The organism is Pengzhenrongella sp. (assembly GCF_036565025.1).
Lineage (GTDB): Bacteria > Actinomycetota > Actinomycetes > Actinomycetales > Cellulomonadaceae > Pengzhenrongella.
The window spans coordinates 81,557-93,708 of record NZ_DATCNW010000474.1 but is presented as its reverse complement, the minus strand read 5'-3'; the positions used below and the strand labels follow the sequence as shown (position 1 = coordinate 93,708).

9 protein-coding genes are annotated in these 12,152 nt (G+C 73.5%); all 9 read right to left on the bottom strand.

Annotated features, from left to right (window positions below; genetic code table 11):
• The coding region (locus VIM26_RS26800) for an FHA domain-containing protein (RefSeq protein ID WP_331956389.1) at positions 1–1,660 on the bottom strand (1,660 nt) is incomplete at its 3' end.
• Positions 1,657–2,382: a hypothetical protein gene (locus tag VIM26_RS26795; RefSeq protein WP_331956388.1), complete on the bottom strand. Its 726-nt coding sequence runs from the start codon at positions 2,380–2,382 to the stop codon at positions 1,657–1,659. The genes VIM26_RS26795 and VIM26_RS26800, both read right to left, overlap by 4 nt.
• On the bottom strand, positions 2,379–3,971 hold the full coding sequence (locus VIM26_RS26790) for a protein kinase domain-containing protein (protein WP_331956387.1): 1,593 nt from the start codon (positions 3,969–3,971) through the stop codon (positions 2,379–2,381). Before VIM26_RS26790 ends, VIM26_RS26795 begins: the two co-directional genes overlap by 4 nt.
• Positions 3,968–5,302 (bottom strand): FHA domain-containing protein, encoded by a 1,335-nt coding sequence (locus VIM26_RS26785; protein ID WP_331956386.1) that lies wholly within the window; start codon positions 5,300–5,302, stop codon positions 3,968–3,970. The genes VIM26_RS26790 and VIM26_RS26785 overlap by 4 nt, the downstream gene beginning before the upstream one ends.
• Positions 5,299–6,114, bottom strand: coding sequence for a PP2C family protein-serine/threonine phosphatase (locus VIM26_RS26780; protein ID WP_331956385.1), 816 nt, complete (start codon positions 6,112–6,114; stop codon positions 5,299–5,301). The genes VIM26_RS26785 and VIM26_RS26780 overlap by 4 nt, the downstream gene beginning before the upstream one ends.
• Complete coding sequence (locus VIM26_RS26775; RefSeq protein ID WP_331956384.1) at positions 6,111–7,409, bottom strand: RDD family protein; 1,299 nt, start codon at positions 7,407–7,409, stop codon at positions 6,111–6,113. The genes VIM26_RS26780 and VIM26_RS26775 overlap by 4 nt, the downstream gene beginning before the upstream one ends.
• On the bottom strand, positions 7,406–9,766 hold the full coding sequence (locus VIM26_RS26770; RefSeq protein WP_331956383.1) for a transglutaminaseTgpA domain-containing protein: 2,361 nt from the start codon (positions 9,764–9,766) through the stop codon (positions 7,406–7,408). The genes VIM26_RS26775 and VIM26_RS26770 overlap by 4 nt, the downstream gene beginning before the upstream one ends.
• Complete coding sequence (locus tag VIM26_RS26765) at positions 9,763–11,163, bottom strand: DUF58 domain-containing protein (RefSeq protein ID WP_331956382.1); 1,401 nt, start codon at positions 11,161–11,163, stop codon at positions 9,763–9,765. The genes VIM26_RS26770 and VIM26_RS26765 overlap by 4 nt, the downstream gene beginning before the upstream one ends.
• Positions 11,160–12,134, bottom strand: a complete 975-nt coding sequence (locus VIM26_RS26760) for a MoxR family ATPase (RefSeq protein ID WP_331956381.1) — start codon at positions 12,132–12,134, stop codon at positions 11,160–11,162. The genes VIM26_RS26765 and VIM26_RS26760 overlap by 4 nt, the downstream gene beginning before the upstream one ends.
• Positions 12,135–12,152 lie beyond the last annotated feature (18 nt).

Below are 12,152 nucleotides of genomic sequence, written 5' to 3'. Positions count from 1 at the left end.
CCGCCGGTAGGTCGCCGACGACGGCGCCGACCCAGAGCACATGCACCCCGACCGCCGGGCCCAGCTCGGCGAGCCTGGTCAACCTTGCCCGGTCCGCCGGCGCACCGTTCTCGACGAGCACGACGACGGTCGCCACCACCGGCCCGGGCTGCGGTTCCCCGTCCGGACCGAGCGGTCCGCGCACGTCGGTCGACATCCCGCCCGCGGTGCGACGGGTGGCGACCAGCTCCTCCAACCGGCTGAGCAGGGCCGACGCCGTCACCTGGTCCGCGGCCAGCAGGCGCCCGCCGACCGGGCTGTGCGGCGAGGTGGTGTGCGGCAGCCAGGCCAGCCAGCGCCAGTCCGGCGACGCCTGCTGGCCGATGAACGCCGCAAGCACGACCTCGGCCGGTGAGTGCAGGGCGACGAACTGGGCGACGAGGGACGCTGCCGCTGGGCGGGCACCCTCGCCGGCCACGCCGAGGCACCCGCACTCCCGCAGGTCGGCGACGACGGGCACCCGGTCGATCGTGGCGAGCTCGCCGGCCAGCGCGGTCAGCGCCGACCAGTGCTCGGGCTTCGTATCGTTCGACTCCGGGAGCCGCACCTGGGTGCGGCTCGGCGTGGTGCCCAGCCCCAGCCGCAGCGTGGCGAACTGGGGGTGCTCCGGTCGTCTGGTCCAGAGCAGCTCGCCGTGCCGTAGGGCGTCGTCGACCGCCTCGGCGGTGGAGGGGTGCTCGGCAAGCCGGACCATGCGCTCCCGCTCCTGCATGGCGAGCAGCTCCGCTCGCAGCGCAGCGAGCGCGGCGGTGAACGCCTTGGCCTGGCGACTTTGGTCCAGCCGGGCCTCCAGCCACGTGCCGAGGGCGAAAACCGGGGAGAACGCGACGATGTAGAGGCTGCTCGTGTTCTTCGTCAGCACGTACAGCCCGACGCCGAGCAGCACGGGCGCGGCGATCATGAGCACCGGGAACCGGGACTGCGGGTTCCGCTTCGGCGGCTCGGGCGCCGGGACCTCCCTCGGGGCGAACCGCGGGACGACGCGCGGCGAGCGCAGCACCGGAACGTCCGGGGTGGTCGGCTGCGCACCTCCGGCCCGCTGGTGCTGCACCACGGCGAGCTCGGTGTCGCCGAGGGTCACGACCTCCCCAGGACCGATCACCCACCGGGTGGTCTGCTGCCCGTCGACCAGGACTCCATTGGCCGAGGCCAGGTCGACGACCTCCACGCCGTCGGCCACGTTGATCCGGGCATGCCGCTTGGACACCATCGGGTCCGACAGCCGAACGTCGACATCCCGGTCGCGACCGACCACGGCCGACCCGAACGGCAGCCCGAACTCCCGGCCGATATCTGGCCCCGCGAGCACCCGCACCGTGACGACGACCGGACCGCGTCCGGCGTCGTCGGAGCCGAACCGGTCGGAGTGCTGGACGACGGTCACGGTCGAGCCCGAGCGCAACCCCGAATCCAGGACGCCGATCTTCGGCTCGAGGGCACGACCGCTCTGCCCGTCCCACACATGCAGAGTCACCGGACCGGGCAGCTGGGCACCGCTATGCAGCGGGTCGGCGAGGAACAGGGTGCCGGCCAGGTCGCCGACCGTCGCGCTCGCGTCCGCCGTGACATCCAGATCGGTGTGCACGTCCCCCTCCCGGCGCACGGTGAGCTTGAGCCTCATGACTGATCCGCCGGCAACGGGACGTCGAGCAGCCCGAGGTCGGCCGAGGTCACCAGCCGAGAGGTCACGGCGTACTCCACGAGCCGTGCTCGTCGCTGCGTGGCCAGCCGGCCCGGCTCGCCGCGCAGCCCTCGGATTCCGACCCGGTCGAGCTTGTCGCACACGTTGTCCAGCTTCCTGTTGAACCGGGTGAGCGCCCAGCCGAGCCGTTCGGCAGCGACCGCGGAGGACGGGATCTCGGTGGTTGTCGAGCCCGGGCTGCGGAGCAGCGGTTCGCTGAGAGCGACGATGAGGGCGCGCTGGGCCGCGGTCAGGGCGACGTGTCCGACGGTGGTCGTCCCCGTCTCCGCCCCGGACAGCAGCGTCGAGGTGAAGGTGGCGTGCGTCGTCTCGAGGCTGACCTGGTAGGTCGTGGGCCCCGCGGTGAACACCACGACCGTGGTCGCGAAGACCAGCGGCAGTCGACCGCCCGACGTCAGCCAGGCCTGCATCCCGCCGGACGGCTCGGTGATCGTCGCCGAGAGCCGCGACCCGACGTTGCGCAGCCACCACACGCCGTCGACGAGCACGATCTCGAGGAACCGACGGTGCAGGTACGGGTTGTCGTCCAGACCGAGCGGCCCATCACGACCCACGACGAACGGTTCGGTGGGCGACACCTCGAACCACTCGCCGCAGAACTCAAGCCGGCACGCGCCGGTCGTGCGCTCGATGTCGCTCATGGTCCGACACACCCTGTCCCGGGCTTCGGCGAACTGGTGCCGTTCGCTCGGCGCAGCAGCACCTCGAGGCAGGTCTTGCCACCGGCCACGGCCGGCACGGTCACGGCCGTCGCGGACGTCGTGGTGTACGAGGCCTCCGAGCTCGGGTCGGGGACCCGGTAGAGGTACCTGTCGCCGCTCTTCGGGTCGGGGTTGCCCCAGGCGAACGCCACCCGCGCGCCCCGCACGGTGCCGACGACGGCGGTCGGTGCCGGGACGGGCGCGCCGACCGCGTCCACCGGCGCTGGAGCGGACGGTGAACTGTTGCCGCTACGAGGGCCGTCGGGAGGGGACTGCAGAGCCAGGAAGGCGCCGACCGCGACGATCACCACCACGACCGCGGCCACCACCGCTGCCACCGGCGAGCGCCGGGCGGGCGGCCCGTCGTCTGGCGCGACGGATTCCTCGGCAGCGGCTCGGTGGATCGTCGTCTCGACCGCCGGGCTCGCGATCCCCGGGCCGCGGAAGTCACGAACCACGGGTGCGCTCTGCGGCTCTTTGGTGTCCGGCGGCGTCACCGGCGCGGTCCGGGCCGGCGGGACGGAGGTCTCCGCAAGCGCCGCGTCTGCGGTCCCCCAGCCGGTCTGCCGCGAGTCCGGCACCATGGCCGGGTCGACCGTGACGACCGAGCGGATGCGGGTGGCGCCGTCGTCCTCGATCTCCTCCCGATCGGGGGGCACCGAGTCGTCGCGCACCTCGACCTGGGTCACCGGCATCCGCAGCTGCGACTGGACCTGCTGGAGCGCTCGGGCGAGCGACAGGGCAGACGGATAGCGCGCGGCCGGCGCCTTCGCCATGGCCGTGGCCAGCACCTGCTCGAGGGTCGGCGGGACGTCCGGACGCCCCGTCGGCGGCAGCGGGGCCGTCCGGATCCGTTCGGCAAGCGCACGCTTGCCGTTGTCGCCACCTCGGAGCTCGAACGGGGTACGGCCCGCCAGCAAGGAGTACACCGTCGCTGCCAGGGAGTACACGTCCGCAGTCACCCCGGACGCGACCTGCCCGCTCACCACCTCCGGTGGGGACCAGGGCACGGAGAGCCCCTGAGCCACGTCGACGTCCGTGGACACCACCGAGATGCCGAAGTCAGTGAGCGCCGGGCGGCGGTACTCCGTGAGCAGGATGTTGTCCGGCTTGATGTCTCGGTGCCAGATGCCGGCCCGGTGCATCGTCTCCACTGCCCCGGCGAGCTCGATCCCGGTCCGCAACGCCTCGTCGACGGCGAGCGGGTCCGACTTGTAGCGGTCCCCCAGGCTCGGTGGCGGGCAGTACTCCATCACGAGGAAGGGACGACCATCTGCCGCGACGTCGGCCTGGTGGACGGTGACGATGCGGGGATGCGTCGAGAGCTGCGCCATGAGGTCGGCCTCGGCGTCGAACCGTTCCCGCCCGCCGTCGTCGCGCACGTCCGCGAGCAGCACCTTGATCGCCACCTCCCGGCGAGGGCGCAGCTGGCGGTAGAGGAACACGTCGGCGAATCCGCCGGAGCCCAGCGACGAGACGTACTCGAAGCCGGGCAGCTGCGGTGGCGCAGCCGGGGTGCGTCGGTTCACGGCACGTCCTCGGCGGTCACGACGATGCCCTCGCCCAAGTCGAACCGGTCACCGCTGCGGACCGGCACCGGACTGTTCTGCGCGAGCCGAACCGGCGGCTGGCCGGGCCGCAGCATCAGCGTCCCGTTGCGCGAGCCGAGCTCGACCGCCAGCACGTTCCAGTCCTCTACCCGCAGTTCGAGGTGGCTTCGCGAGACCTCCTTGCCGCCCACTGCCACTAGGTGCGGGATGTCGCCCGCACCGACCCGGGACGCCTGGGGGCGCCGCCCGAGGATCACCGAGCGGTCGAGGTCGACCGTCTCCCCTGAGCCCAGCAGCACCCGGCCCAGCGCGGGCCGGGCACCGACCCGCGGCTCGCCGACCGTCGGCTCGCCGCAGGTCCGGCAGACCACCGCGTGCGGGGCGCTCGGGTGGCCCTGCGCGCAGTACCGGGACAGCACGCCGGGCCCGCTACCCGTCGTCGCCGGCACCGGCACGGGCGCCGGTCCGAACAGGTCGACCAGATGGATCGTCTCCCCGTCGTGGTCGCCGCCGTCCTCCTCAGGGTCCGGTACGCGCGAACTCTCGTGGCCGGGCGACCGTACCGCCGCATGCTCGACGCCGTGGACGGCGGTGTGGTCCCACAGGAACCCATAGTCGGTCTCGCCTGCGCCTTCCCCTCCCCGGTCCGGGCCCGCAGCGGGGATCGATCCCGGGACGCCGGTGACGAGCCCCTCCGCGGTCCCCGTCTCCCCGGTCCTGGTGAGCTCCGTCGCCAAGGTGGCCTCCGGCGGCCCGTCCAACGTCTGCGCGACGGGTTCGACGAGCGGGCCACCGTCCGTCGGTCCAGCAGCTGGGGCGACCTCCGCGACTCGCTCGACAGTCGGGGCCGGGTCCGGTCCGGGCGCCAGCACGAGAGCGAGCCGGACCGACGCCGCGAGCGCGACGCCGCGGTCCAGGGTCAGCGCGCGGCCCGACACGTCCTCGTCGCCGGCCAGCTCGACCAGCGTCGGGTCCTCGACGGACTCTTCGCGCCAGCTGGTCACGTGCAGGCCGTCGACCTGCGTAGGCCGAGGACCGGCGACCGCGACCCGGTACGGGCCGCGCACCAGCAGGTCGACCCGACCGGGAGCGAGCACGGCGACGGCGAACGGCGGCAGCACCGCAAGCCGGGTGCCGAGGGTGAGCGCCTCGAGCAGGACGGCGGCCCGCTCGCCGTCCGGCTCGTCCGGGCCAAGCGCAGCCCGGACTGCGGCGAGCACCTGGTCGGGGGTGGATGCCGGCAGCAGCGCCACCCCGTGGACCTCGACCACCGCGAGGTGGCTGCCCGGAATGTAGTCCCCGGTGCTCACGACGTCCCTGCCATCGACTCGAGCTCCTCGCGAGGAAGGGTGTCGTCGTCGGCCTCGGTGACCGAGGGGACGGTGCGGTCGTCGTCGTCCAGACCCCGCCCGTCGACCACGACGACCGTGACGTTGTCGTGGCCGCCGTTCGCCAGCGCGGCCTGGACCAGCGCGTCGGCGGACTGCTGCGGGCTGCCGGAGGTCTGCAGGAGGTCGGCGATGACCTCGTCCGACAGCTCGCTGGTCAGTCCGTCCGAGCAGATGAGCATCCGGTCGCGCGGGCCGGCTGGCAGCATCCACAGCTCGGGCTTGACCTGGGCGAACGCACCGACCGCCCGGGTCACGACGTGGCGGCGGGGGTAGCCGTCGGCCTCCATGGGGGTGAGCTCGCCGGCGTCGATGAGCTCCTGGACCTCCGAGTGGTCGACGGTCACCTGTTCGAGCACCCCGTCGGCGGCCCGGTAGACCCGCGAGTCGCCGATGTTGACCACCAGCCAGTAGGGCGCGCCGCCACGGCTGCCAAGCGCGACGCCGGCCAGCGTCGTGCCGGCTCCGCGACCTGGCGGTGCGGGCAGCGCCCGGATGCGGGCCGCGCCCCGCTCGATCCGGTCGAACAGGTCCTCCGGCTCCACGCTCACCCGTCCACGCAGGTCGTCGAACTCCTGCACGACGATCGCCGACGCGACCTCACCGGCCTCGTGCCCGCCCATGCCGTCGGCGACGACGAACACCGGCGGATCGGCCAGGTAGGAGTCCTCGTTCCCGCTGCGGCGCCCGGTCGCAGTCGCCACTCCCCACTCGGTGTCGAAGCCCTCGCTCACGGCACCTCCACCCGGAACGTCCGCGACCCCAGGTGGACGACCGAGCCGGTCTCGGCCAGCACCCACTCGCCGGCCTGCAGCGCGGTGCGGGCCCCGGTGCGGGCCCCGGTGCGCTCGATCGAGGACCCGTTGGTCGAGTGCAGGTCGCACACCCACAGCCCGCCGTCACCGAGGACGAACTCGAGGTGGGTCTTCGAGACGGACTTGGTCGAGTCGGCCAGCGGCACGAGGTGGCTCACCGGCTCGTTGCCGGCGACGGGGTCGCGGCCGATCCGCCCGCGGCCGGTCACCGGCAGCGCGTCGCCGGTGTCGAAGACCAGCCGGACCTCGGTCACCGGGGCGGCTGAGTCCAGCGACATGACGGTCATCTCCGCGTCGTCGTCCTTCGGCGGCGCGGGCAGCGGTGAGAACGGGACGGCCCCCACCGGCGTGGACGGTCGAGGGTCCGACCGGGCAGGCGATGGCGGAGGCGGAGGCGGCGCAGCCGTGGGACGGGTGGGCGCTGACAGACCGGGGACCGCGGAGATGATGCCGGTACTCGCTCCGGCTGACGACGGCGCCGAGAGGGGCTCGTGACGCCGCGACACGGTTGGCGTCGGCGGCGCGGGGGGCACCGGACCGACAGGAAGGGGCAGGGCCGGCGGAGAGGCCGGGGCCGCTACCGGCGCGACGCCCACTGTGGACGGCGCGACGGGATCGGGAAGCATGGCCACAGGCTGCACGCGCGCCACGACGGGTGGGGCGACCGACGGTCCCGCTGGCGCCAGGACCTGCGAGTGGGTCGATGCCGTGACCGCGGCACCGACTCCGGGCGCCAGCGGGTCGCGCCCGGCGCGAATGTCGATGAGGAAGACGTTCGCGGCCTTGTCGTGCCACCCGCGCAGCAGTCGGTCCTTGTCCCAGAACAGGGATATGACGAACAGCAGTCCGCCCAAGGGGATGAAGCTCGCGAGGGCCAGCAACAGGTACCGGCCGAGGGTGCGCCCCCAGCCCGGGAGGGTGCACCCCGGGACGGCCAGGGTTCGGGCGCCAACGGCTCGCTTGCCGATCGTCTGGCCGGTTGTGGCGTGTAGGCGCCACTGCACGAAGCCCAACACCAGTAGGGCGATGGCGACGATCAGATACGGGTCCGTATTGCCTGCGTACGCCAGGCCGAAGGCGGCGGCCTCGACGAGGATCGCCAGCGCTGTGTCGATCAGCGACGCCCCGATTCGACGGCCAACCGGAGCGGGCACGGTTCCGTTCAGAGCGGCCCCGAGGATCGTCGGGTCCGGTGTGGTTGTCACGATGCTCATCGCTGTCCTCCTGCTCGAGTTTTCGGTGAGCGGTTGGCGGTGCGCGCCCTCACGAGGCCGTGACGGACGCTGGCGGCGGGACGCACCGCCGTCGCTGGGCGTTGCCGTCGGCCGTCCGCAACCAGCGACCGCACCGAGAAACGCGCCCGGAGCCGCGCCCAACGGCCGACGGACCCGGACATTGCCGCCACGACCTTGTTGACCTGCCGCCACATCTCGGCGACGTCGGCCTCGTCCGGTTCGCCCGCGCCGAAGACGGCCGTGTCGGCCTTTGCCGCCAGCGGGGCGAGCTCGGCGCGCGGGTAACGCTCGGCGAGCATGACGGCGGTCTCCCGACGCGTCGCCCCGCCCGGAACGCGGGTGCCAAGGTCCGCCGCGCGGTCGACGACCTCGTACCAGCCCCCGCTCACGCGGGCGACCGGCTCGTCGGCCGTGGAACGTCGTCGCCGGCGCCGACGTTTGAGCCAGGCGATCAGTGCCAGCGGCCCCACCACCACGATGACCGGGATCATCGCGAGCCCGGCGGTCCGCAGCGCCGAAACCCACCACGGGTCAAGCCCGCCGGAGTGGTCCCTGCCCCTGTCCTGACGGGTGTCCGGGGGGAGTTCGGCGGGCGCCTTCGGGGGCGCGGGCGGCTGCAGCACCTGCGGCTTGGGGTTCGAGCGCGGCTTCGGCGCCTGCTGGTCGACGGTCTGGTTCTTCGGCGGGGTCGGGTCGAACGACACCCAGCCGGCCCCGGCGAAGTCCACCTCGACCCAGGCGTGCACGTCGTCCCCGGTGATCGAGACGGTGCCGGTGGCCTTCGCATTCGCGGGGTAGAAGCCCATCACCACCCGGGCCGGGATGCCGAGCTGGCGGGCCATGAGGGCCATCGCGACGGCGTACTGCTCGTCGTCGCCCACCATCTGGTCGGTGCTGAGCAGCGCGGCGATGCGCTCGGCGGTGTGCCCGGAGCGCGATGCCGCCTCACCTACGAGCCCGTGACTGAAGAAGCCCTTGGTGGACAGCGTCGACTGGATGTTGTGCACGGCGGTGATCGAGTCGGTGCCGGCGCCGGCCATCTGCCCGGCGGACGCCTGCACCGCATCGGGCACGTTCGTCGTGCCCGGCAGCGTGACGTTCGCGAACTGTCTGCCCTTGAGCTGGTCGTCGGTCCAGGTGCGCGGCAGCACGACGTCCAGACTGTAGGAGTCGCCGGCCGCGAGGCCCGCCGTCGTGATCGCCACGCCGGTGCCCTGGTCGTAGTACAGGGACCGGGCCAGCGTGGTGGCGCGGGGACCCGCGAACGTGATCGAGCGCAGGTCGCCGGCGTCCGGCAGCCACACCCCAGAGTAGGTCGTCGAGGTGATCGTCAGCCGGGTCGTGGAGCCGGTGCCGGGCACCGAGCCGGGGACCGGTTCGAACGTCGCGCCGACACCGCGTTCCGTGACGTCGTAGACGACACCGTCGTAGCCGTCGAGGGTGGCGAGCCGGACCCGTCCGCCCGCGGGCAGCCCGTCGACGGTGAACAGCACGTCCTTGTCGTGGTCCTTGACGTAGGACCGGAAGGCGACCAGCGGGCTGTGGTAGTCCCGCAGGTCGAGCGGCGGCACGACGGTCTCGCGCAGCGTGTGCCGGGGCACGGCCGCCGCCGTGAGCGGTGCCAGGGCGAAGGCCACGGCGCCGACGGCGAGGAGCATCCCCGCCCCGGTCGAGACCCGCCTGCGCGCCATCGCGGCGCGCGAGCCGGAATCGACGTCGGCGGCGAGGTTGGTGGCCCGCAGGTGCGACTCACGGCGCCACACCGCCCAGCCGACGGCGACGGCGGCGAACACCGCACCCTGGACGACCGGCGCGGCGGGATCGATCGTGCCGAGCGCGATCGGCATGACGAACGCGACCACCGCGGGCAGCAGCGCCCACCAGGGGCGGCTCGCCCGGAGCGCGAGCGAGGCGGTGACCACGGCGGCGATCAGCCCCGTGAGCAGCGGCGCGACGAGCACCGCCGGGTGCTCGCCGACCGGCGGGGTCAGGGTGAGCATGTCCTTCCAGGCCCGGATGGCGGCGACCAGCACCGCCCGGGTGGACTCGAGCGTGGGCAGCACCCGGGAGGCGGTCTGCTCGGGCACCGCGAGCGGGCCGGCGACCAGCAGATAGACGACGATGACGAGTGCGGCGAGCGTGAGCGCCACCCACCGGCGCGCGGCGCCGGCCACGGCCAGCAGCAGCCCCAGGACCAGGCCGACGCCGGCGGCGATCATCCACCTGGTGCCACCGAACGCGGGTCCGAAGCCGACAAGCCCGGCACCGACCAGCACGGCCGAGACGACGACGTCGATCGTCTGGGCGATCGGGCCGCGGACGGGCGCGCGGTTCATCCGGCGACCCGGCGCATGACCTGTGGCACCTGCTCGAGCGCGCCGACGGTGAGCACGACAAGGCTGCCGAGGATCCGGCGGGAGACCTGCTCGCCGGGAGCGCAGCGAATGGCGACGTTGAGCGCGCTCGCCGGAAGCCGCACGCTGGCGGCGAGCAGGCTCGCTGAGCTCACCGCCGTCCCGGCGACGAGCATCACCGCGGACGCGTCGGGGACCTCGCCGCCGATCGCTCGGCCGACCGCGGCCAGCCCCTGATCCTGCTCGTCCGCCTCGATCAGGCACAGCCCGTCGAGGTACCGGGTCGCGGTGCTCGCCCGCAGCCGCCCGCGGGAGGTGAGCACGGACAGCTGCTTCTCCTCCCGGATCGCCTGCAGGCCGATCGAGCCGGCGACCGAGATCGCCAGCTCCAGCTCGTCGGGGTCGGCGTAGTCGGCGGCGCAGCTGGAGAGCCCGACCACCAGGTGCGAGCGCCGGGTCTCCTCGAACTGCCGGACGACAAGCCGCCCGGTGCGCGCGGTGGTGCGCCAGTGGATCGAGCGCCGGTCGTCGCCGGCGACGTAGTCACGCAGGGCGTGGAAGGCGATGTCGTTGCTCGACAGGTCCTGGGTGGGCAGGCCTTCGATGTCCCGCAAGAAGCCGGCCGAGGCACCGTCCAGGGAGATGGTCCGCGGGTGCACGTACAGGTCCGTCGGGTCCGTCCAGCGCACCTGCCGGCGCAGCAGGCCGAGCGGGTCGCCGCGCACCGACCTCACCGGCCCGAGAACGACGAGCCCGCGCCGGCGGGTGGGAACGACGAACATCTCCTCGTGCTCGGCGCCGCCGGCCAGCCTCGGCAGCCGGAACGTCGCCAGGCCGAGCCCGACGGGCAGCTCAACCCGCGCCGGCAGCGTGGCCCGGGTGCCGACGTTGCGCACGGTCAGCTCACCGGTCGCGCGGTTGCCGACGACGACCCGCTGGCGCCCCAGGTCCAGCGCGACCGCGTACGAGGACCGGCCGACGACGAAGGCCACGGCAACCACGAGCAACAGCCCGTCAGCGACGGCGAGCGTCCAACCTTCCAGCCAGCCGAGCCGCCGCCCGGACCAGGCACCGGCCAGCGCGGCCGCGAGGACGAGCCAGCCCGCCGGCCCGACGATGGCGAGCACCGGGGCCAGCGCCCGGCGCACCGGCGCGAGCGAACCGCGGACGGTGGCGAACGCCCGATCGGCGTCGGACCACGCCCGTCGGACGGACAGCCGGGCCGCGGCGACGAGCTCTCGGGGACCGGAACGGGGCGGCCGTGCGACGCGCGCTCCGCGAGGCCCGTCCGCGGTAGCGGGCCGCCCGTCCGGGCGCCGCCGCCCCCGCCCGGCGCTTGCCGGCGCCGGCGGGTCGGCCTCCTCGACCAGCTGGCTCATGACGCGCGCACCCGCTCCTGAGGTGCGGCGACGTCGGCGGCCACGACCTGCAGCACAGACTGGGCCGTGGCCCCGGCGAACTCGGCCTCCGGGTCGAGGATCAGGCGGTGCGTCCAGACCGGGGCGATGAGGTCCTTAACGTCGTCCGGGAGCACGTAGGTGCGCTCGTGCGCCGCGGCCCACACCTTCGCGACCCGGGTCAGGGCGAGCGCCCCGCGCACCGAGACGCCGAGCCGGGTCTGCGGTGCGTGCCGGGTCTGCTCCGCCAGGGCGCTGATGTAGTCCGCGATTGAGGCGTCCACGTGCACCGTCGCGGCGAGGTCCGCCATGTCGGCGACCGCGCTGGTGGTGATGAGCGCGGGCAGGTGCGCGGAGCGGTCGCGCTCGGCTGCGCCGAGCAGGATCTTGATCGACGAGGCCCGGTCGGGGTAGCCGATCGAGGTGCGCATCAGGAAGCGGTCGAGCTGGGCCTCCGGGAGGCGGTAGGTACCGGCCTGCTCGATCGGGTTCTGCGTCGCGATCACCATGAAGGGGCGCCCCGCCCCATAGGCGATCCCGTCGACAGTCACCTGAGACTCCTCCATGACCTCCAGCAGCGCCGACTGCGTCTTCGGCGAGGCACGGTTGATCTCGTCGGCCAGCACGATCGAGGCGAACACCGGGCCCTTGCGGAAGTCCCAGTCGCCCTTGCGCTGGTCCCAGATGTTCACGCCGGTAACGTCCGAGGGCAGCAGGTCCGGGGTGAACTGGATCCGGTTGTGCGAACCCTGCACGGTCGCCGCGATCGCCCGGGCCAGCGACGTCTTGCCGGTGCCTGGCGCGTCCTCCAGCAGCAGGTGCCCCTCGGCCAGCATGCAGGAGAGCGCGAGCCGGACGACGTCCGCTTTGCCGAGCACTGCCTGGCCGACGTTGGCGACCAGCTTCTCGAACGTGTCCGCGAACCAGGTCGCTTGATCGGTGGTGATGGTCATGTCAGCGCGCCCTTCCGT